The organism is Brenneria nigrifluens DSM 30175 = ATCC 13028 (assembly GCF_005484965.1).
Classification (GTDB): Bacteria; Pseudomonadota; Gammaproteobacteria; order Enterobacterales; family Enterobacteriaceae; genus Brenneria; species Brenneria nigrifluens.
In genome coordinates this window covers 2,399,100-2,420,869 of the sequence record NZ_CP034036.1, presented here as the reverse complement: position 1 = coordinate 2,420,869, position 21,770 = coordinate 2,399,100, and the positions used below count along the sequence as shown (strand labels likewise).

General features: G+C 53.0%; 19 protein-coding genes, 1 tRNA gene, 1 other RNA gene and 1 riboswitch. Of the genes, 11 read left to right on the top strand and 10 right to left on the bottom strand.

Annotated features, from left to right (window positions below; genetic code table 11):
* Positions 1 to 12: 12 nt before the first annotated feature.
* Positions 13 to 1,008: a glyceraldehyde-3-phosphate dehydrogenase gene (gene gapA / locus EH206_RS11320; RefSeq protein WP_009112901.1), complete on the bottom strand. Its 996-nt coding sequence runs from the start codon at positions 1,006 to 1,008 to the stop codon at positions 13 to 15.
* Between the two features lie 343 nt (positions 1,009 to 1,351).
* On the opposite strand from gapA, the gene msrB reads away from it, so the two are divergent.
* Both msrB and EH206_RS11310 read left to right on the top strand, forming a co-directional pair.
* Positions 1,352 to 1,771: a peptide-methionine (R)-S-oxide reductase MsrB gene (gene msrB / locus EH206_RS11315; protein WP_009112900.1), complete on the top strand. Its 420-nt coding sequence runs from the start codon at positions 1,352 to 1,354 to the stop codon at positions 1,769 to 1,771.
* A 119-nt stretch (positions 1,772 to 1,890) separates the two neighbouring features.
* Positions 1,891 to 2,184: a YeaC family protein gene (locus EH206_RS11310; protein ID WP_009112899.1), complete on the top strand. Its 294-nt coding sequence runs from the start codon at positions 1,891 to 1,893 to the stop codon at positions 2,182 to 2,184.
* A 16-nt stretch (positions 2,185 to 2,200) separates the two neighbouring features.
* Here the strand turns inward: EH206_RS11310 and pncA are convergent, their stop codons facing one another.
* Positions 2,201 to 2,848 carry a bifunctional nicotinamidase/pyrazinamidase gene (gene pncA, locus EH206_RS11305; protein WP_009112898.1) on the bottom strand — a complete coding sequence of 216 codons (648 nt, stop codon included), beginning with the start codon at positions 2,846 to 2,848 and terminating at the stop codon, positions 2,201 to 2,203.
* A gap of 38 nt (positions 2,849 to 2,886) precedes the next feature.
* The gene (sppA, locus tag EH206_RS11300; RefSeq protein ID WP_009112897.1) at positions 2,887 to 4,737 is read right to left on the bottom strand and encodes a signal peptide peptidase SppA; all 1,851 of its coding nucleotides are present in this window, start codon (positions 4,735 to 4,737) and stop codon (positions 2,887 to 2,889) included.
* 183 nt (positions 4,738 to 4,920) lie between these two features.
* Here sppA and EH206_RS11295 point away from each other — a divergent pair, with 183 nt between their 5' ends.
* From EH206_RS11295 to EH206_RS11285, 3 genes are all read left to right on the top strand, one after another.
* Positions 4,921 to 5,472, top strand: coding sequence for an NAD(P)H nitroreductase (locus EH206_RS11295; protein ID WP_009112896.1), 552 nt, complete (start codon positions 4,921 to 4,923; stop codon positions 5,470 to 5,472).
* Positions 5,473 to 5,565: 93 nt separating this feature from the next.
* Positions 5,566 to 7,488 carry a DNA topoisomerase III gene (locus EH206_RS11290; protein WP_009112895.1) on the top strand — a complete coding sequence of 641 codons (1,923 nt, stop codon included), beginning with the start codon at positions 5,566 to 5,568 and terminating at the stop codon, positions 7,486 to 7,488.
* Positions 7,485 to 7,775, top strand: a complete 291-nt coding sequence (locus EH206_RS11285; RefSeq protein ID WP_009112894.1) for a DUF1496 domain-containing protein — start codon at positions 7,485 to 7,487, stop codon at positions 7,773 to 7,775. Before EH206_RS11290 ends, EH206_RS11285 begins: the two co-directional genes overlap by 4 nt.
* A 67-nt stretch (positions 7,776 to 7,842) precedes the next feature.
* On the opposite strand, the gene xthA is transcribed toward EH206_RS11285, so the two are convergent.
* Positions 7,843 to 8,649: an exodeoxyribonuclease III gene (gene xthA / locus EH206_RS11280; protein WP_009112893.1), complete on the bottom strand. Its 807-nt coding sequence runs from the start codon at positions 8,647 to 8,649 to the stop codon at positions 7,843 to 7,845.
* Between the two features lie 141 nt (positions 8,650 to 8,790).
* A riboswitch (glycine riboswitch) is annotated at positions 8,791 to 8,883 on the top strand.
* A 118-nt stretch (positions 8,884 to 9,001) separates the two neighbouring features.
* Between xthA and EH206_RS11275 the strand changes: the two genes are divergently transcribed.
* On the top strand, positions 9,002 to 9,622 hold the full coding sequence (locus EH206_RS11275; RefSeq protein ID WP_009112892.1) for a trimeric intracellular cation channel family protein: 621 nt from the start codon (positions 9,002 to 9,004) through the stop codon (positions 9,620 to 9,622).
* A 94-nt stretch (positions 9,623 to 9,716) separates the two neighbouring features.
* Here the strand turns inward: EH206_RS11275 and EH206_RS11270 are convergent.
* The 4 genes from EH206_RS11270 to EH206_RS11255 all read right to left on the bottom strand — a co-directional run bounded on the left by EH206_RS11270 (position 9,717) and on the right by EH206_RS11255 (position 11,531).
* Positions 9,717 to 9,846, bottom strand: a non-coding RNA gene (locus EH206_RS11270) — RtT sRNA.
* Positions 9,847 to 9,887: 41 nt separating this feature from the next.
* Positions 9,888 to 9,972: transfer RNA gene (locus EH206_RS11265), tRNA-Tyr, on the bottom strand.
* Between the two features lie 155 nt (positions 9,973 to 10,127).
* Positions 10,128 to 10,976: a formyltetrahydrofolate deformylase gene (gene purU / locus EH206_RS11260; protein ID WP_009112891.1), complete on the bottom strand. Its 849-nt coding sequence runs from the start codon at positions 10,974 to 10,976 to the stop codon at positions 10,128 to 10,130.
* Between the two features lie 84 nt (positions 10,977 to 11,060).
* Complete coding sequence (locus EH206_RS11255) at positions 11,061 to 11,531, bottom strand: YchJ family protein (protein WP_009112890.1); 471 nt, start codon at positions 11,529 to 11,531, stop codon at positions 11,061 to 11,063.
* A gap of 137 nt (positions 11,532 to 11,668) precedes the next feature.
* On the opposite strand from EH206_RS11255, the gene rssA reads away from it, so the two are divergent.
* The 3 genes from rssA to galU all read left to right on the top strand — a co-directional run bounded on the left by rssA (position 11,669) and on the right by galU (position 14,794).
* Positions 11,669 to 12,577, top strand: coding sequence for a patatin-like phospholipase RssA (rssA, locus tag EH206_RS11250; RefSeq protein ID WP_009112889.1), 909 nt, complete (start codon positions 11,669 to 11,671; stop codon positions 12,575 to 12,577).
* An 87-nt stretch (positions 12,578 to 12,664) separates the two neighbouring features.
* Entirely contained in the window at positions 12,665 to 13,681 is a 1,017-nt protein-coding gene (rssB, locus tag EH206_RS11245; RefSeq protein WP_009112888.1) for a two-component system response regulator RssB, read from the top strand.
* 201 nt (positions 13,682 to 13,882) lie between these two features.
* A complete protein-coding gene (galU, locus tag EH206_RS11240) occupies positions 13,883 to 14,794 on the top strand; it encodes a UTP--glucose-1-phosphate uridylyltransferase GalU (protein ID WP_009112887.1) in 912 nt (303 codons plus the stop codon).
* 137 nt (positions 14,795 to 14,931) lie between these two features.
* Here the strand turns inward: galU and hns are convergent, their stop codons facing one another.
* Positions 14,932 to 15,339, bottom strand: a complete 408-nt coding sequence (gene hns / locus EH206_RS11235; RefSeq protein ID WP_009112886.1) for a histone-like nucleoid-structuring protein H-NS — start codon at positions 15,337 to 15,339, stop codon at positions 14,932 to 14,934.
* A 389-nt stretch (positions 15,340 to 15,728) separates the two neighbouring features.
* Between hns and EH206_RS11230 the strand changes: the two genes are divergently transcribed.
* Complete coding sequence (locus EH206_RS11230) at positions 15,729 to 16,325, top strand: thymidine kinase (protein WP_009112885.1); 597 nt, start codon at positions 15,729 to 15,731, stop codon at positions 16,323 to 16,325.
* 370 nt (positions 16,326 to 16,695) lie between these two features.
* Here EH206_RS11230 and adhE read toward each other — a convergent pair whose 3' ends face one another.
* Complete coding sequence (gene adhE / locus EH206_RS11225; protein WP_009112884.1) at positions 16,696 to 19,383, bottom strand: bifunctional acetaldehyde-CoA/alcohol dehydrogenase; 2,688 nt, start codon at positions 19,381 to 19,383, stop codon at positions 16,696 to 16,698.
* 786 nt (positions 19,384 to 20,169) lie between these two features.
* Between adhE and oppA the strand changes: the two genes are divergently transcribed.
* A complete protein-coding gene (oppA, locus tag EH206_RS11220; RefSeq protein ID WP_425456678.1) occupies positions 20,170 to 21,768 on the top strand; it encodes an oligopeptide ABC transporter substrate-binding protein OppA in 1,599 nt (532 codons plus the stop codon).
* Positions 21,769 to 21,770: the final 2 nt, after the last annotated feature.

Genomic DNA, 21,770 nt, shown 5'->3' with positions numbered 1-21,770 from the left:
CGTTAGCCGAACTTACTTGGAGATATGGGCGATCAGATCCAGAACTTTGTTGGAGTAGCCGGTTTCGTTATCGTACCAGGAAACCAGTTTCACAAAGTTGTCGTTCAGCGCGATACCGGCTTTCGCGTCGAACACGGAAGTCAGTTTTTCGCCGTTGAAATCGGTGGAAACCACGTCATCTTCGGTGTAACCCAGAACGCCTTTCAGTTCGCCTTCAGAAGCGGCTTTGATGGCGGCGCAGATTTCTTTGTAAGAAGCCGGTTTTTCCAGGCGGGCGGTCAGGTCGACAACGGATACGTTCGGGGTAGGAACGCGGAACGCCATACCGGTCAGTTTGCCGTTCAGTTCAGGAATAACTTTACCAACCGCTTTCGCTGCGCCGGTAGAAGAGGGGATGATGTTCTGAGATGCGCCGCGACCGCCGCGCCAGTCTTTGTGAGACGGGCCGTCAACGGTTTTCTGCGTTGCGGTGGTGGCGTGAACGGTGGTCATCAGCGCTTCAACGATACCGAAGTTGTCGTTGATGACTTTGGCCAGCGGCGCCAGGCAGTTGGTGGTACAGGATGCGTTGGAAACGATATCCTGGCCCTCATAGCTTTTATGGTTAACGCCGATAACAAACATCGGAGTGCTGTCTTTGGACGGACCGGTCAGCACCACTTTTTTGGCGCCGGCGGTGATGTGTTTACGCGCGGTTTCGTCAGTCAGGAACAGACCGGTTGCTTCAGCAACAACATCAACGTTGACTTCGTTCCACTTCAGGTTAGCAGGATCGCGCTCTGAGGTGACACGAATCGTTTTACCGTTAACAACCAGGTGGCCATCTTTAACTTCAACGGTGCCGTTGAAACGGCCATGGGTAGAGTCATACTTCAACATGTACGCCATGTATTCAGCGTCTAACAGATCGTTGATCGCGACGATTTCGATGTCGGAACGTTCCTGTGCAGCGCGGAAAACAATACGGCCGATGCGGCCAAAACCGTTGATACCTACTTTGATAGTCATATATTCCACCAGATATTGGTTAGTGAATAAAAGGTTGGTTGTAAAATTACAAAAACCTTGTTGGGCGTCAAGCGGAATCGTGTCAATAGTTGCTGTAAGTCAAACCTGCCGCCAACCCTTGCACGAAAATCCGCCAGTGCTGTAAATAAAGAACATTTCAGACGGATACCGGCTCTGAGAGCATCATATAAACTCCGTCCCATCCAGAATTGCGATAAAGGTCACAATTAAATATTCGCCCCGACAACAGCTATTATATTAAGCCAAAATGGCCTGTAAAGTTGTTAATTTTTTGTTATAATTAATGATTGATTTAATTGCTAACACACCCAGTGAGGCGACTATGAGCGACGATCCCTCTCAACAAACACCGCCAGATGGGCGACAGCTGACGGAAATGCAACGCTATGTGACCCAACAGCGGGGCACTGAACCCGCCTATTCCGGCAAATTGCTGCACAATAAGCGTACGGGTATTTACCACTGCCTGTGCTGCCAGAAGCCGCTGTTCTATTCGGAAAGCAAATACGACTCAGGGTGCGGCTGGCCGAGTTTCGACCAGCCAGTCTCATCCGACGCCATCCGCTATCTTGAAGATAACGCCCACAACATGCGGCGCATCGAGATTCGCTGCGGTAGCTGCGACGCGCATCTGGGCCACGTATTCCCTGATGGTCCTCAGACTACGGGGGAGCGCTACTGCGTTAATTCCGCGTCGCTCAGCTTTATCGACGAAGTGGATGGCGAGCGGGTTGACGGCTAAAATCGGCCGACTGCGCAAGCTGGCTGCCTTAACTGAATTGTAACCCGGCTTAATCGTTTCAGCCAAGCGTTTATGGTGATAAATATGGCGGCAAAAACCGCAAGCGGGGAGATTAAAGGATGCAACTCGACGATCTGATTGACGCCATGACGCCGGAAATTTATCAACGGCTGGCAACGGCGGTGGAGTTGGGCAAATGGCCGGATGGCGTCGCTTTGTCTGCGCAACAGAAAGAGAATTGTCTGCAAATGGTGATGCTGTGGCAGGCTCGCCATAATCAACAGGCGGAGCATATGTCCATCGGCCCCGACGGCGAGATTGTGATAAAAAGCAAACAACAGCTGAAGCAGCAGTTCAGTGAACCCGCCGTGGTAAAGATAAAAATGCCGGGCGAAACGCAGGCCGGAGGCTAAGAACAACGGACCTGCGCTAGCCGCCGGACGCCAGCCCGGCAACGAAGCTTGGCAGATCGACAAGCTTCGCGCCGCGCCGCTGCATTTCCTCCAGCGCCGCCCGGCTGTCTTGCGGGGCGAGATTGACGCCGCGGCATCCATCCGCCAGCACCTCGGTTTTATAGCCCAGTTCGAGGGCGTCCAGCACGCTGAATTTCACGCAATAGTCCGTGGCGATGCCCATCACGGTTAGGCGAGTAATATTCCGCGCCCGTAGCCAGTCGTCGAGTGCGGTTTTGGCGCGGTGCCCGTTATCAAAAAACGCGCTATAGCTATCAATATTGGCCTGGGTGCCTTTGCGTACCACCCATTCAATCGCCTGCCGGTTTAACGCCGGATGAAACTGCGCGCCCGGCTGATGCTGCACGCAGTGTACCGGCCACCAGACCTGGGGCAGGCCGTCCAGTTCGCCGGTTTCCCCCACGGCGGCGTTGGCGTTGGCCGCGAAGCTGCCGTGATCGGCCGGATGCCAGTCCTGGCTGGCGATGACCGGGATATTCGCCGCGGCGCAGGCGGCGATGGCGCGGTTCGCCACCTCGATCACCCGATCGCCCTCGGCCACCGCCAATGCGCCGCCGGGGCAGAAATCATTTTGCAAATCAATTAACAATAGCGCTCTGTTCATGGTTGATCCCGTGGCTGATTTAATCTTTATCGCTGGTTTTACCGGACTTCGCCGCAGGTGAGGCAAAGCGCGTAACGATGCTGCGGGTCGTTAAGGTTATGCATAATGGACGGCTGCGCTTGAACCACTTCGGCCAACTGCGCCGCCGGTGCGGGCAGCAGCGACTGAACGGCGCTGGGCAGCCAGGCATAAACCGACGCGTTAATCTGGTTCAGCATGGCGTCAAACAGGCTTGGCTGTTCGGCAAACCAGCTAAGCTGGTACTGGCCCAGTTTTGCCAGTTCGGCGGCTTTTTTCACCGCATCGTCAAAATCGCCTAACTGGTCCACCAGGCCATTCTCTTTGGCGTCGCTGCCGATCCACACATGTCCCTGGGCAATCTGATCGATCTGCTCCGGCGTTTTCTTGCGGGCCTGAGCGACGATATCGATAAAATTCTTATACCCGCGTTCAATGCTTAGCTGAACCATCTGGCTGAATTCGGGCGGTAGCGATTTGGTGATCGACAGGTCGGCCAGCGGCGAAGTCGCCACGCCGTCGGTGTGCACGCCGATGCTTTCCAGTGAGTTTTCAACGGTGTTGATTACCCCGAAAATACCGATAGAACCGGTGAGGGTGCTCGGGCTGGCGATAATGGCGTTTGCCGGCGTTGAAATCCAGTAGCCGCCCGATGCCGCCATACCGCCCATGGAAACCACCACCGGTTTGCCGGCCAGGCGAACCGCCATCAGCTCCGAGCGAATCATTTCCGATGCCGTCACGCTGCCGCCGGGGCTATTGACGCGCAGCACGACCGCCTTGACTTTGGGATCGAGGCGCGCGGCGCGGATCCGGGCGGCCGTAGTATCGCCACCCACCATTCCCGGCGTTTCCGGGCCGTCAATAATGGCGCCATTGGCAAAAATCACCGCTATCTGATTATTGTTCTGCACCGCAGGCTTAGGCGCATAGTCGTATATGCTGATGAAATTAAAGTTGTTGGTTTTGTTATTCCAGCCGAATGCTTTTACCAGCGTTTGCTCAATAACGGAACGGGAGGCGACTTCGTCCACCAGTTTATTCTGCAGGGCATAGCGTGCGGTATCGCCTTGCACCGCCTGTAAAGCGGAGAGAATACCGACGGCGCCGGGGAACAACTGCTGCGGGGTTATCTGCCGGTTAGCGGCGACGGTGTCCAGATAGTGCTGCCAGAGGGTGTTAATCCAGCGGCCGTCCGCTTCTTTGGCCTCCGGGGACATATCATCGCGCAGGTAGGGTTCAACCGCCGATTTATAAGTTCCGACGCGGAATATATTGGTGGTGACTTTCAGCTTGTCCAGCAGGGTTTTGAAGTAGAGATTGTTGGTGGCGAAACCGTGCAGGTCGACGCTGCCCTGAGGGGTCAGCGCCACCGTATTGGCGAAACTGGCCAAATAATATTGCGCCTGATTATAGCTATCGCCCACGGCGTAGATGGGTTTCCCGCCGTCGCGGAATTCCCGCAGGGATTTACCGATATACTGCAACGATGGCTGATCCGCGCCGGCGAACTCGCTCAGATCCAGCACGATACCGGTAATATTATCATCGGTTTTCGCCTGCCGAATGCTGTCGACAATATCAAACAGGGAGTTTTCCTGGCGGCGGTTGCTGGATGCGCCGAAAAATTCACGCCCCAACTGACGCAGTTTATTATTCATGCTGGGTTGATCGACCACCACGCCGGTGAGGTCGATCAGCAGGGCGCCGCGGGCGGTTTCCGCCGGCGTGCTGTTGAATTGTGTATAAATCCCGACTCCGATAAGAATGAGCGCGATAAGAAAAATATTGAGAATAAATTCTCTGATAAAATTAAGCAGACGCCATGTCCACTTAAAAAATCCGCTAAAAATTCGCCACAATGTGCGCATAACATCTCCGAGAACGGGAAAACAGCTTAATATCCTAAAGAGCGGACGCTGAAAAGTCAGCATTAAATAGTGCCCGCAAGGCACCGGGATGGGGCTATCTTGTAACAAAACTTCTACTTGTGCTACCTTGGCGCGCAATATCGCCTTACCACAGAAACCAGATTGTAATACAGGAGATGTGCGATGGATGCTCTCGAACTGTTACTTAATCGCCGCTCGGCTTCCCGCCTGACAACGCCGGCACCTTCAGGCGCGGCGCTGAACAATATTATCCACGCCGGTATGCGCGCCCCCGATCACGGAACTTTACAGCCCTGGCGCTTCTTTGTGATTGAAAATGAAGGACTGGCGCGTTTTAGCGCGCTGTTGAGCGACGCGGCGCAGCAGGCGGGCATGGATGAGGCCGGAATAGAAAAAGCCCGGCTGGCGCCTTTCCGCGCGCCGCTGATTATTACCGTGGTGGCGCATTGCACGGAAAATCCCAAAGTTCCGCGCTGGGAGCAGGTGGTTTCCGCCGGCTGCGCGGTACAGGTGATGCAAATGGCCGCGCTGGCGCAGGGGTTCAACGGCATCTGGCGCAGCGGCGCCTGGACGCATCACCCGCTGGTGCGCGAGGCTTTTCATTGCAGTGAACAGGACGAGATAGTCGGCTTCCTCTATCTGGGGACGCCGCAGTTAAAGGCATCGACCAGTGTGACGCCGCTCGATAGTGAAAAATTCGTCCGTTATTTTTGATAAACGCGCATTGAAAGGTCTTCGCTCCTCGTTGCTGCTGTCCGATTTTGCACAACGGCGGTTGGCAATAGTCTTTCAGCGTAATGGTGCGTAATGCGACTTTTTATTGCCGAAAAGCCCAGCCTCGCGCGGGCGATTGCGGATGTGTTGCCTAAACCTCATCGACGCGGCGATGGTTTTATTGCCTGCGGCCAGGGCGATGTCGTGACCTGGTGCGTCGGGCACCTGCTTGAACAGGCGCAGCCCGACGTTTATGACGCGCGCTATGCGCGCTGGTCGTTGGCCGATTTACCGATCGTCCCACAGAAGTGGCTGCTGCAGCCCCGGCCGGCGGTGAGCAAACAGCTTAACACCATCAAAAAACTACTGCGGGAAGCCGATGAAATCATTCACGCGGGCGACCCCGATCGTGAAGGGCAACTGCTGGTCGACGAGGTGCTGGAATACCTCTCGCTACCGCAAGAAAAGCGTCATCAGGTGCGCCGCTGCCTGATTAACGACCTGAATCCCCAGGCGGTTGAACGGGCGGTGGCCAGACTGCGCGAGAACCGGGAATTCATTCCGCTGTGCGTTTCCGCGCTGGCCCGTTCCCGCGCCGACTGGCTGTACGGCATCAATATGACCCGGGCCTATACGCTGCTGGGACGTAATGCCGGTTATGACGGCGTGCTATCGGTGGGCCGGGTGCAAACGCCGGTACTGGGGCTGGTGGTTCGCCGGGATGAAGAGATCGAACACTTCGTGCCGAAAGACTATTTCGAAGTTAAAGCCCATATCATCACCCCCGCCGGCGAACGGTTTGTCGCGCTCTGGCAGCCGAGCGAGTCCTGCGAGCCTTATCAGGATGAGGAAGGGCGCTTATTGCATCGCTCCCTGGCGGAGCATGTGGTCAAGCGTATTGACGGCCGGCCCGCATGGGTGACCGGCTATAATGATAAACGCGAGTCGGAAACGGCGCCGCTGCCTTATTCGCTGTCGACGCTACAGATTGAAGCCGCCAAACGCTTCGGACTCAGCGCCCAGCAGGTGCTGGATATTTGCCAGAAGCTGTATGAAACCCACAAGCTGATTACCTACCCGCGTTCCGATAGCCGCTATCTGCCGGAAGAGCATTTTGCCGGGCGCCATGCGGTGCTGAACGCCATTGCGGTACATCAGCCGGATTTATTACCGCAGCCGGTCATGGATATCGACAAACGCAACCGCTGCTGGGATGACGGTAAAGTGGATGCCCACCATGCGATTATCCCCACGGCCCGCAGTTCGCACACCGCGTTGTCGGATAACGAACGCAACGTTTACGGACTGATCGCCCGCCAGTACATCATGCAGTTTTGTCCTGACGCCGTGTTCCGTAAATGCGTTATCGATCTGGATATCGCCGGCGGGAAATTTGTCGCCAAAGCCCGCTTTCTGGCGGAAGCGGGCTGGCGCACGCTGCTGGGGGGCAAGGAGCGCGATGAAGAGAACGAGGGCACGCCCCTGCCGGTGGTCGCCAAAGGCGATGAACTGCTGTGCGAACGCGGTGAAGTGGTGGAACGGCAAACTCAGCCCCCGCGGCCGTTTACCGACGCCACCCTGCTGTCGGCGATGACCGGCATCGCGCGATTTGTGCAGGATAAAGCGCTCAAGAAAATCCTGCGCGCCACCGATGGCTTAGGCACCGAGGCAACGCGCGCGGGCATTATCGAACTGCTGTTCAAGCGTACGTTTCTGTTCAAGAAGGGGCGTTATATCCATGCCAGCGAGGCGGGGCGGGCATTAATCCACTCTCTGCCGGACAGCGCCGCGCATCCGGATATGACGGCGCACTGGGAAGCGACGCTGACGCAAATCAGCGAAAAACAGTGCCGCTATCAGGATTTTATGCAGCCGCTGACCCAGGCGTTGCAGGAGTTGATTCACCAGGCCAGAGCAAGCCGGGCCGTGAGCGCGTTCAAGGGCATCACGGCTCCTCCGGCGAGCGGTAAAAAGCGGCGCAAGCCGCAACGCAAAGAGAAGGAGCAGAGTCAATGAGAGGGTTAGCTAGCTGGTTTATGACCGCCGCGGTGTTGGCGCTGCCGTCGGTGGCGCAGGCGAATCGCGGCGGAACGGAGGTTGTGGTGCCGGTCCCCGCCGAAGCGTGGGGCGCGGGCGCCGCCGCGCGGGAGCGGAATAATCATTGTATGCGCTGTTGTGTTTATGAGAACCGCAACTATACGGAAGGCGCGGTGTTGAAAGTGGACGGGGTGATCCTGCAGTGCGTGAGGGACAAACAAACACTGGGGACCAATAATCTGATTTGGCAGCCGCTCAAACAGTAGCGTCAATGCTTAAACGCCGCCGGGTAAGCGCGGTCGCGCCGCGGAACTGCGCCACCGCGTCGTTATATTACAGCGCGAACTCGGCCCATATCGGCGCATGGTCGGACGGCTTTTCCATCGCCCGGATGTCATAGTCGATGCCGGTAGCGGTACAGCATTCAGCCAGCGGTCGGCTGGCCAGTATCAAATCGATACGCAGACCCCGGTTGGTATCGAAACCGGCGGAACGATAGTCAAACCAGGAAAAACGATCGTTACAGTCCGGATTGGCGGCGCGGAACGTATCGACAAGCCCCCAGCCTTGTAACCGGGCCAGCCATTCGCGCTCTTCCGGCAAGAAGGAACACTTCCCGGTGCGCAGCCAGCGCTTGCGGTTGTCCTCGCCAATGCCAATATCAAGATCGGTGGGGCTGATATTGAGATCGCCCATAATGATTAAGGGGTGAGCGGCGAGATGATGTTGCTCGATATAGTTTTGCAAATCCTGATAAAAGCGTGTTTTGGCAGGAAATTTAATCGGATGATCGCGGCTTTCCCCCTGCGGGAAATAACCGTTTATCACGGTAAGCGTTCCCTGTTCGGTAGCAAAATCCGCCATAATGATGCGGCGCTGGGCGTCTTCCTCGTCCGTTGGAAAACCGCGGCGCACGGCAATAGGCGGGGTCTTGCACAAAAGCGCGACGCCATAGTGGCCTTTTTGTCCGTGGTAAAAAACGTGATAGCCATACTGGCTCACTTCGTCCAGGGGAAACATATCGTCATGGACTTTGGTTTCCTGCAGGCCGATCACATCGGGCCGGTGCTGTTCGATAATGGCGGCCAACTGATGCGGACGCGCTCTTAGCCCATTGATATTAAAAGAAACAACCTTCATATTCGCTGCCGTTCAATGAAAATGTTTCCCGATGGTAACAGAAATTCAGGCGGTGAGTCACCGCCGGCGTGGGAAGCCGCTCGACGGGTAAACAAGATTCGCCTATAGCGGATTGAACCGGGAAGGCGTAGCCCGTATACTCCGCAGTTCGCAGGAGAGAGAGCTTCGTCATCGAGGCTCCGCCGAAGGCGCAAACTCCCATAATCGCTCAGGCCACCATACTGCGGATTCCATTTCAGCCAACTGGAGAGAGGTTGTTGCGACAACCCACCGAAGGGGCAAGCGGCGCACGCCGCGTAAACTCTCAGGTAAAACGGACAGAGGGAGGGGCACATTTCACAGGAAATATTGTGTGCTGACTTACATCTATCTGATCGCCATTACCGCTGAAGGCATGTCTGGCGCGCTGGCCGCCGGGCGCCGTAATATGGATATTTTCGGTGTCGGCATGATTGCGTTTATCACCGCGCTGGGCGGCGGCACGGTGCGCGATATCCTCCTTGGCAACTATCCCATCGGCTGGACGCAGCACCCCGGTTATATCTATCTCACCATCGGCGCCGGTCTCTTTACCATTATCATTGCGCGCGTTATGCACCATTTGCACCGCCTGTTTCTGGTGCTGGACGCCATGGGGCTGATCGCCTTTACCATTATCGGCTGCAATGTCGCGCTGGCGCTGAATTATTCCCTGACGGTGGTGATTATGGCCGGGATTATGACGGGGATTTTCGGCGGCATTCTGCGCGATATTTTTTGTAACCGCACCCCGATGGTATTAAAGAAAGAGCTTTATGCCAGCGTTTCGCTGCTGGTGGCGCTGCTGTATCTGGGGTTGAAGTCGCTCAATGTGAATCATGATATCAACCTGCTGGTTTCTTTCGCCATTGGCCTGTCGCTACGTCTGGCGGCGATCCGCTGGTCGTGGCAACTGCCGGTTTTTTCTTACGGGCCGGGGAGTTGGAAGAGTTAATCCCACGCCCGAACCTTGGTCGAAGGTTCTCACCTTCCCCCTGACGGGAATCTGAAAGTATGCGTTGGAATTTGGTTTGGGGAAGTCTTAGAAATGGTGGTGGGGGAAGGATAACTCGCCGCTGCGCGGCTCGCCCTGCGGGCCAACGCTGACGCGTTGTTCAAAACCTGGCGGTTTTGTCGAACCTTGGTCGAAGGTTCTCACCTTCCCCCTGACGGGAATCTGAAAGTATGCGTTGGAATTTGGTTTGGGGAAGTCTTAGAAATGGTGGTGGGGGAAGGATTCGAACCTTCGAAGTCTGTGACGGCAGATTTACAGTCTGCTCCCTTTGGCCGCTCGGGAACCCCACCACTGGCCTTACTGCAAGATGCTTTCGTTTCAAGCGGGCGCATCATATCAAATGACGCGCCGCTGTAAAGCCTGATATATCGAAAATAAACCTGTTTGCCGTTTTTTTATTCCATACGGCGCATCCTGGCGATGAAAACGATGTCCGATCGACAAATTAAAGGATAATGGTGCGATTCCCGTAGACAAAAACACGCTGCGCCAGCACCCGGTAAAGCGCGCGGCTTAACACGTTTTTCTCGACATCGCGTCCGGCCCGCATCATATCATCGGCCGTGTAGGTATGGTCGACGTGAATAACGTCCTGCATAATGATCGGGCCTTCGTCCAGACTGTCGTTTACGTAGTGCGCCGTGGCGCCGATGATTTTCACGCCGCGCTCATAGGCCTGGTGGTACGGCCGCGCGCCGATAAAGGCCGGCAGGAAGGAGTGGTGAATGTTGATGACCTGATTCGGATAATGCTGCACAAACGCCGGGGTCAACACCCGCATGTATTTTGCCAGCACCACGTAATCCGGCTGATATTGGTCAATCTGCGCGATCATCTGTTGATCGTGCTCTTCCCGGGTAAGCCCCTCATGGCTGACCAGATGGAACGGGATCTCAAACCGCTCAACCAGGGTGCGTAATGTTTCATGGTTGCCGATAACCGCGGCAATTTCAACGTCCAGTCCGCCGTAGACGCTTTTCATTAATAAATCGCCCAGACAGTGGGCTTCCTTGGTCACCAGAATGACAATCCGGCGGTTGCCGGCGCTGGTCAGTTCACGAACCGAACCCTCGGGAAGCGCGCCGTCCAGATCGGCCAGCAGGGTTGTATCGTTGAAAATACCTTCCAGTTCGGTGCGCATGAAAAAACGCCCGGTGCGATGATCCACAAACTCGTTATTTTGCACGATATTAAGTTCGTGCTTGTAACAAATATTGGTGATTTTTGCGATAAGCCCTTTGGCGTCAGGGCAAATGGTGCGTAAAACTTTTCTTTGTATATTCTGGGATTGCATGAGCGCGTGGATCCTGTCCAAAACTAAAATAACGACCGTATGTTGATGCAGTGCCGGAATTCACTGCGGGTTAATCTCTGTCTCTTACTGTCCGCAACACTTTTTGTATTTTTTGCCGGAACCGCACGGACAGTGCTCGTTTCTGCCGGTTTGCAAATGAATGCCGTCCATATAGTACCAGCGATTATGATGGCGAAGGAAGCGTGAGCGCTCCCGCATGATTAATCTTGTCTGTTGTTTGTTCGCCGCGGACGAATAGCGTGCGGCGAACTCGACATAACCTTCATCCGGCGTGCCGCCGACGGAGGTTGCCAATATGCTAAGTCCCAGCCAACGAGTATCCTGACAACTTTCGACAATGGAGCTACGCCATTTTTCCGGCTGCAGTTCGGGGTGCCATGTCGCAATCAGGTAATCCACATCCCGTCTGACATAGGCGGTATAGCGGGAACGCATCAAGGTAACGGGAGCAGCGGGTTGAGCAGCATGGATGAGGTATGGCTGGCAGCATGAGCGATATGGCAACCCGCTGCCACAGGGGCAAGATTCCGACACGGCATCTCCTGAAGAAAACTTACATTATAAAAAACATGATAAATAATAGTGGGATCCCTATTCAGGATGCCGATATGTTACCTAATAAGCTCTGGACGTAGCAATGTGCGCTAGAATGAAAACACATGAGGTCAACCATGCGACAGATAAAAGTTGGTCTGGCATTAAGCTCCGGGGCCGCCAGAGGATGGGCTCACATTGGCGTTATCAAGGCGCTGACGGAGCTGGGAATTGAAGTTGACGTGGTAGCCGGTTGCTCCGTCGGCGCCTTGGTCGGCGCCGCTTATGCGACGCACCGGCTGGATGCCATGGAACGCTGGGTCAGCGCATTTGGCTATTGGGACGTTATCCGCCTGATGGATCTCTCCTGGCAGCGCGGCGGTCTCTTACGCGGCGACAGAGTGTTTAATAATGTAAAGCATCTGTTACGTACGCAACGGATTGAGGATTGTGATATTAAATATGGCGCAGTGGCGACCAATCTGAGCACCGGGCGGGAGCTTTGGTTGACGAAAGGGGATTTGCATCAATCTATCAGAGCATCTTGCAGCATACCCGGCCTGTTGTCTCCCGTTCGCTTTAATGGCTATTGGCTGGTGGATGGCGCGGTGGTGAATCCGGTGCCGGTATCGTTGACCCGGGCACTGGGGGCCGATATTGTGATTGCCGTTGATTTGCAGCAGGAGGCCAGCCTTAACCATCACGATTTTCTATCAATTAAACCGACGGCGCCGGAACCTGAAGTGGGTGTGGTTGCCAATAACTGGCGCGGTAAAATTCGTGAGCGTTTGTTAAGGGGGCATCGCCAGCGCACCGAGGTCTCGCCAACGGCGATGGAAATCATGAGCACATCAATTCAGATTCTTGAAAACAGACTGAAGATGACCCGGATGGCGGGCGACCCGCCTGATGTGATCTTACAGCCTTATTGCCCGCAGATCGCCACTCTGGATTTTCATCGGGCGCAGGAAGCGATAGAGGCCGGTCGCCAGGCCGTGGAGAAGAAACGTGATGAATTGCTGCCTTTGGTCAACAAGTCGCACTGAATATCCTGCGCACACGGCGTCAGACCTTATGAACGTAGGCGATAACGCAAATCTGGACAATGCAGAGTTTGAAGTAAGGGGTAACTGATGGAACAACCATTGGCGGGTAAACTTATTTTGGTTATTGAGGATGAAGCCGTTTTCCGCTCGGTGCTTTCCGGTTATCTGACTTCGCTTGGCGCTACAGTTTTGGAGGCTATCCATGGTTTGGAGGCGTTAAGCGTTTTGGAGCATCATTATCCTGATTTAATCATCTGCGATCTGAAAATGCCGATGATGGGCGGCATTGAGTTCCTCGAACATCTGCGTTTAAAAGATAACAATACCCCGATACTGGTGATATCCGCGACCAGTCAAATGGCGGATGTGGCAAAAGTTCTGCGGCTTGGCGTACAGGACGTATTGCTGAAGCCCATCCGTGACTATGCCCGCTTGCGTGAGTCGGTTATGTCATGTCTGTATCCGGATTTGTTTACTTCCCCGGCAAATGAGCTTGAGCAACTAATGCTGGATATGGATTCGCTTAATCAGTCGCCTGAAACCGTTGCGAAGCTGTTGGCGCAACTGCAGCCGCCGGTGCAGCAAACGCTTGCGCGTTGCCGAATAAACTACCGCCAGCTTACCGTTGCCGAGCAACCGGGGCTGGTACTCGATATTGCCGCGCTCTCTGAAGATGAGTTGGCGTTCTATTGCCTGGATGTTACCCAGGCGGTAAACAATAACGGCACGCTGGCCGCATTATTACTGCGTACGCTGTTCAACGGGGTGCTTCAGGAGCATTTGGCAAATCAACAGCACCGTTTGCCTCATTTGCCGATTTTATTAAAACAGGTTAATCATCTGCTGCGTCAGGCAAGTCTGGAAGGCCGTTTCCCCCTATTGGTCGGATATTATCATCGGGAATTAAAACAGCTGATACTGATATCCGCCGGTTTAAATGCCACACTGAACGTCAATGAGCGTCAGATCGCGCTCAATAGCGGCGTGCCATTGGGAACGCTTGATGAAGCCTACCTTAATCAGTTAAACCACCATTGTGATGCCTGGCAGTGTCAGATATGGGGAGGCGGAGGTCGTTTACGGCTAATGCTTGCTACAGAATAGTCTGATAGCTGTGACGATTACTCTCTTCGGGCGGCGTTCGGCTTCCGTTATTATTTTTTATTTTCTACTATGTAACCTGTTACCTTATTTTTTATTGAACCATACGGTGGGAAAGCGTGGCCCGGCTAAACTGGTATACTTATCCTGTTTTAGGCCAGACAAATAAAGTTCATTATTTGAACGATATATAAGAGGTTGTTTATGTCGATTTTTAATAAAAAAGTAAAAAAAGCGGTTATCCCGGTAGCGGGATTGGGAACGCGCATGTTGCCCGCCACCAAGGCTATTCCCAAAGAGATGCTGCCGTTGGTAGATAAACCGCTAATTCAATATGTTGTCAATGAGTGCATCGCTGCGGGAATCAATGAAATAATTCTGGTCACTCACTCATCCAAGAATTCAATTGAGAACCATTTTGATACCAGCTTTGAGCTGGAAGCCATGCTGGAAAAACGTGTTAAACGTCAGTTGCTGGAAGAAGTTCAATCTATTTGTCCGAAGCACGTTACCATTATGCAGGTTCGTCAGGGGCTGGCTAAAGGGTTAGGGCACGCCGTATTATGCGCGCATCCATTAGTGGGTGATGAACCTGTGGCTGTTATTTTGCCAGACGTGATTATTGATGAATATGAATCGGATCTGCAGAAAGATAATCTGAGCGAAATGTTGCAACGTTTTTCCGATACCGGGCATAGTCAGATTATGGTCGAGCCGGTTGAGGATGTTAGCAGCTATGGCGTAGTAGACTGCAAAGGGGTGGAATTAAAAGCCGGTGATAGCGCGCCAATGGTCGGCGTAGTAGAAAAGCCGAAGGTCTCTGAAGCGCCATCTAATTTAGCCGTTGTCGGCCGGTATGTTCTCTCAGCTGAAATTTGGTCCCTGTTGGAAAAAACACCGCCGGGGGCGGGCAATGAAATTCAGTTAACGGACGCCATCGCCATGTTAATGGAAAAAGAGACGGTAGAAGCGTATCACCTGAAAGGCGTTAGTCACGACTGCGGCAACAAACTGGGGTATATGCAGGCTTTCGTGGAATATGGCATGCGCCATGACAGCCTGGGCGGCGAACTCACCCAATGGCTGCAGGAAACGATTGAAGCGGAAGAAAAATAATATATGGTAAAGATGGCTCTCCGTTATATTACCAAAGGCGGAGAGCATAAAACTTCACCACTATAACTGTTTTTTTTCACAAAAAAACCCTCGATAAAAATCAAGGGTATCTGCGTTTTGTATTTTTCGAAAACGGATTAGAGCAGGAAATCGTCTAAAGATTTGCCTTGTTCTTCGATCGCTTTTTTGATTACCGCCGGAGTACGACCCTGGCCGGTCCAGGTTTTTACTTCGCCGTTCTCGTCGGTATATTGATATTTGGCAGGGCGGGCGGCACGCTTGCTTTTACCGGCGACTTTGACTGAACCTAAAGATTGTAATAGCTCGTTAGGGTCAATACCGTCGGCAATCAACATATCGCGATACTGCTGCAATTTACGTGCACGTTCTTCAACTTCTGCCTGAACCTGGCTTTCTTCTTCGCGGCGTTCATTTACCACGACTTCCAGTTTCTCAAGCATTTCTTCCAAAGTGTCCAGGCTACATTCTCTTGCCTGGGCACGCAGAGTACGGATGTTGTTTAGAATTTTTAGTGCTTCGCTCATTGTGATAATCTCAAATTTATATTATTGGTGGCGTGTAGTGTGATAATAGAGTGCTATTTTCTTTTCTGCAATAGTCAAATTTGTAAGTTTGTTAAAAATTGCCATTTTTAAAACAGATATCACACGCGTTGTTACAGGAATATAAAAACCTAGACCGCGCTAAAAATACATTTAATCCGTCATTTTTTCAACTCCCATCTGCTCGCTGAGATATTGCGTTGCGGTCTGCCTTATAAGGATTGTTTATATCTTTTATCCCGCCGCATCTATCAATTGCGCTAATCTGGCGAGTTTGTGCAAGTAATAGTCCGTTGCATGAGCCAACGCCGAGTTGTTACAATAAATTTTTTCGCATGCGTGATATAGCCTCTCTTTTGGAGCATCCGGGTATGGCTCAACTTTATTTTTATTATTCATCAATGAATGCAGGGAAATCCACTGCGCTATTACAGTCGGCATATAACTACCAGGAACGAGGTATGCGGGCGCTGGTTTTCACCGCAGAGATAGATAACCGAAATGGGGTAGGGGTGGTAAGTTCACGCATCGGCCTTTCCTCTCCGGCACTATTGTTCAATCCGCGGACATCGCTATTTAATCTGCTGGTGAAAGAACACCGTAGCCAGCCGGTTCATTGCGTACTAATTGATGAATGCCAGTTCTTGACTCGTGAACAGGTCGGCGATCTTTCCGATGCGGTGGACCAATTGGATATCCCGGTATTGTGTTATGGCTTGCGTACGGATTTTCGCGCTGAGTTGTTTTCGGGCAGTCACTACTTATTAGCCTGGGCGGATAAGCTGATTGAACTCAAAACGATTTGCCATTGCGGTCGTAAAGCGAACCGCGTATTACGGCTCGACGCGCAGGGAAATCCTCTTCATGAAGGGGAACAGGTGGTTATCGGCGGTAATGAAAGCTATGTTTCCGTGTGTAGAAAGCATTATAAAATGGCGTTAGGATTGATCAGAGGTGAAATCGAATAGGGAAAGCGATACCCGCCCTCAGCCACTTATCCCGCTATTTCAGTATTTGATTTTGGCGCCTAATAAATCCCGTCAGTAAGATTGTCGGGCTATTGTGCGTGTGCTGAGGGAGAACTTGGGAAGCTCTGCATACGCGCTGAGGCGCCAGGAGACGGGATTGAAAGCGGCTATGGGTGGATACCGTCATCCGCCACTGCGGCTTTGCCCCGGCGCGGGCGAAAAAATACCCTGGCGGTATAACCGTCAGGGTCTCAGAGCGTTGACAAACTAGCCATGCGCAAATAGCGAATCCATCTCCGCCATGCCCGCGAAAGCGGCATCCCAGCATCACCGAGCAGCTCCCCGCCTACTGACTGCGGTTGCCAATGGGTTAGTTGGTCACTTTCTTGGCTTGCTTCGCCGCTTTTGCTGCGGGTGCGGCAGCGACTTCGGCAGTCTCTTGCACGGTATGTTCCGAGAACTTGCGTCCGTAATAGGCATCCAACAGAATCTGTTTCAGCTCTGAAATCAGCGGATAGCGCGGGTTGGCGCCGGTACACTGGTCGTCGAATGCGTCTTCGGACAATTTGTCCACTTTCGCCAGGAAATCGGCTTCCTGTACGCCGGCTTCACGGATAGACGTCGGAATACCCAGGTCTGCCTTGATCTCTTCCAGCCACTTCAGCAATTTCTCGATCTTCTGCGCGGTACGGTCGCCTGGCGCCGTCAGGCCCAGATGGTCGGCGATTTCGGCATAGCGACGGCGAGCCTGCGGACGGTCATATTGACTGAAGGTGGTTTGCTTGGTCGGGTTGTCGTTGGCGTTATAGCGGATAACGTTGGAAATCAACATGGCGTTGGCCAGACCGTGCGGGATGTGGAATTCCGAACCCAGTTTATGCGCCATAGAGTGACAGACTCCCAGGAAGGCGTTGGCAAACGCGATACCGGCAATGGTCGCGGCGTTATGCACGCGTTCTCGGGCTACGGGGTTTCTGGCGCCTTCATGATAGCTGGTCGGCAGATTTTCTTTCAGCAGCTTCAGCGCCTGCAACGCCTGACCGTCCGAATATTCGTTCGCCAGTACGGAAACATAGGCTTCCAGTGCATGCGTAACGGCATCCAGACCGCCAAACGCACACAGCGATTTCGGCATATTCATCACCAGATTGGCGTCAACAATCGCCATGTCCGGGGTTAATGCGTAGTCGGCGAGTGGATATTTCTGGCCTGTCGCATCGTCGGTCACCACGGCAAACGGCGTCACTTCGGAGCCGGTGCCTGAGGTAGTGGTAACGGCGATCATCTTGGCTTTTACGCCCATTTTCGGGAACTTGTAAATACGCTTGCGAATGTCCATAAAGCGCAATGCCAGCTCTTCAAAATGCGTATCCGGGTGTTCATACATAACCCACATGATTTTTGCCGCATCCATCGGGGAACCGCCGCCCAGCGCAATGATGACGTCCGGCTTAAAGGAGTTCATTTGTTCCGCGCCTTTACGCACGATGCTCAGGGTTGGATCCGCTTCAACTTCAAAGAATACCTCGGTCTCCAGTCCCTGGTTTTTCAGTACGTTGGCGACCTGATCGACATAGCCGTTATTGAACAGGAAACGGTCGGTCACGATGAATGCGCGTTTGGCGCCGTCGGAAGCGACTTCTTCCAGGGCGATCGGTAATGAACCGCGGCGGAAATAGATTGATTTGGGGAGTTTATGCCACAACATATTTTCTGCTCGCTTGGCTACCGTTTTCTTGTTGATCAGGTGCTTCGGACCGACGTTTTCCGAGATGGAGTTACCCCCCCAGGAGCCACAGCCCAGCGTCAGGGAAGGGGCGAGTTTGAAGTTATACAGATCGCCGATTCCGCCTTGAGAAGCCGGTGTGTTGATCAGGATACGGGCGGTTTTCATCATGTCGCCGAAGTGATTTACGCGAGCTGTCTGGTTGTCCTGATCGGTATATAAACAGGATGTGTGGCCTATACCCCCCATCGCCACCAGTTTTTCCGCTTTGATCACGGCATCGTTAAAGTCGGTAGCACGATACATCGCCAGCGTCGGCGACAGTTTCTCGTGAGCGAAGGGTTCGGTTTCATCAACCACCGTGACCTCGCCGATCAGCACTTTGGTGTTCGCCGGCACGGTAATACCCGCCAGTTCAGCGATTTTCGGCGCCGGCTGACCGACAATCGCCGCGTTCAACGCGCCGTTTTTCAGCAAAATAGCCTGAACGGCCTGCAACTCTTTGCCTTTCAGCATGTATGCGCCATGGGAGGCAAAACGTTCACGGACGGCGTTATAAACGCTGTCGACCACGATCACGGATTGTTCCGAGGCGCAAATCACGCCGTTATCGAAGGTTTTGGACATCAGGATGGAAGCGACGGCGCGCTTGATATCCGCGGTTTCGTCAATAACCACCGGCGTGTTGCCGGCACCTACGCCGATGGCCGGTTTACCGGAGCTGTATGCGGCCTTAACCATACCCGGTCCGCCCGTCGCCAGAATCAGGTTGATATCCGGGTGGTGCATTAATTGATTGGAAAGTTCGACGGAAGGCTGGTCGATCCAGCCGATGATATCTTTGGGCGCACCGGCGGCGATAGCCGCCTGCAGCACGATATCCGCCGCTTTGTTGGTGGCGTTTTTTGCCCGCGGATGCGGGGAAAAGATAATGCCGTTACGGGTTTTCAGACTGATCAGGGCTTTAAAAATCGCGGTGGAAGTGGGGTTGGTGGTCGGCACGATACCGCAAATCAGACCGATAGGTTCGGCGATGGTAATGGTGCCGAATGCGTCATCGGTGGAGAGGATGCCGCAGGTTTTTTCATCCTGATAGGCGTTGTAAATATATTCGGAAGCAAAGTGGTTTTTAATCACTTTATCTTCTACAATCCCCATCCCGGATTCGGCGACAGCCATCTTCGCCAAGGGGATCCGGGCATCGGAAGCAGCGAGTGCGGCCGCCCGGAAGATTCTGTCGACTTGTTCCTGGGTAAAATTGGCAAATTCGTGCTGTGCCTTTTTTACTCTTGCGACCAGTGCGTTAAGTTCAGCAACATTGGTTACGGCCATAATGCTCTCCTGATAATGTTAAACTCTTTCAGTCAATGGTCTGCTCAGTAAGAAGTATAGCTAAATGAACGTATATCCTGTTCGGGCAACCAAACTTGAGGGTCTATCAACTCTCTTTTATTTCATTGACTCAAAGAGCTTGTTCACAGTTTGACAATACACAAACCCGCGGTGGCTTGTCGGTTCAACTGGATAGGTGACAGCATACCCCCTTGAGAGGATTTTTTTTGTGATCTCCCTCTATTTTTTCTTATGCTGACTCCTTTCAGCATGGTGTTTTTAGGAATGATTCTCATCTTTATTCATAACCCGCACATCTTCTCCTTAATTTGATTTTTGCATAAATAATACTTATGTCTTTAGGCGTGTTTGCGTTCTGGCGTTATCCATAATCGTGACTCGGTTCCCCTTTCTACCATGTCTGCTTATGTGTTATTTTGTGAAATTAATGACATTCATCACATTGCGAGTTGGGGGGCGGTGCTCGTTCTTATTTGGCGTCACTTTTATGCGCCAGCATCAATCTGGTGCGGTTAGCGCCGGTTGGTTTTATTAAATTGGCGGGCGCATTGTTCTTATCAATTGCTTCAGGCTATGTTCGTTGTCATGCCTATTGGTAAGTTTTTCTTATTTATCATGCGAGTGGGATATAGGTTATCACATTTCGCGTTAAGGGTTCGCACAGGGTTAAGGCGTATCTGTGAATAGCAGGTTATATCGCAGTATAAAAACAGGGGCGGATAAATGATGGGAAATGACAAAACGAAAAAAAACGTTGTCGCCGGAATGATGGCAATGCTGGCTATGACGTCATGTGCCAGTGGCTGGGCGGCAGAGGTTCCTCCCGGGGTTGAACTGGCGGAAGAGCAGACTCTGGTGCGCAATAACGGCGCGGAAGTGGCATCGTTGGATCCCCACAAGATAGAAGGGGTGCCTGAATCCAATGTGTTGCACGATTTGCTGGAAGGGCTGGTGATAACCGATGTCAACGGCAAGGTGATCCCCGGTGTGGCGGAAAGCTGGGATAATAACCAGTTCCGGGTATGGACCTTTCATCTGCGCAGGGACGCGCGCTGGTCGAATGGCGAGCCGGTGACCGCGCAGGACTTCGTCTATAGCTGGCGGCGTCTGGCCGATCCGCAGACCGCTTCCCCTTACGCCGGCTACCTGCAATACGGTCATGTGCTGAATATCGACGACATTATCGCCGGCAAGCAGAGTCCTGAAAACCTGGGGGTAAAAGCGCTGGACGATCATACGCTGGAAGTGACGCTCAGCGAGGAGGTTCCCTATTTTTACAAACTGCCCATTTATGCCGCGCTGTCGCCGATAAACAAAACGGCGGTGGAGACGTTCGGTGAAAAGTGGACGCAGCCGCAGAACTGGGTGGGGAACGGCGCCTATCAGTTGAAGGAGTGGGTGGTGAATGAAAAAATCGTGCTGGCGCGCAATCCGCAATATTGGAATAACGCCCGCACCGTGATTAACCAGGTTACCTATTTGCCAATTGTCTCCGAAGTCACCGACGTTAACCGCTATCGCAGCGGTGAAATCGATATGACTTATAACAACCTGCCGATAGAACTGTTCCAGAAGTTAAAGAAAGAGATCCCGCAGGAAGTAAAGATTAACCCTTATCTGTGCACCTATTACTATGAATTGAACAACCAGAAGGCGCCGTTTGACGACGTTCGGGTAAGAACCGCGCTGCGCCTGGGGCTGAGCCAGGATATTTTAACCAATAAGGTCAAAAATCAGGGGGATATTCCCGCTTATGGTTTTGTGCCGCCCTATATCGACGGCATAATCACCGTGCGGCCGGAGTGGGTTGGCTGGCCGCAGGAAAAACGCAATCAGGAAGCCAGAAAACTGCTGGCGGAGGCGGGGTATAGCGCGGAGAAGCCGTTGACCTTCAACCTGCTGTATAACACTTCCGATTTGCATAAAAAGCTGGCGATTGCCGCGGCCTCCATCTGGAAACAGAATATCGGCGTAAACGTAAAACTGGAAAATCAGGAGTGGAAAACCTTTCTGGATACCCGCCATCAGGGCAGTTTCGATGTCGCCCGCGCTTCATGGTGTGCCGATTACAATGAGGCATCCACCTTTTTCAATAGCATGTTGTCCGACAGCAGCAGTAATACCTCGCATTATAAGAGCGGCGATTTTGACGCGCTGATAGCCAAGTCGCTGCAGGTGAAAACGGAAGAAGAACGCGCCGCCGTTTATCAACAGGCCGAAGAGCTGCTGGATAAAGACGCGGTTATCGTTCCGGTTTACTATTACGCCAATACCCGGTTGGTGAAGCCGTATGTCGGCGGTTTAACCGGTAAAGATCCGATGGATAATATCTACGTAAAAGATCTTTATATTATTAAGCACTGATA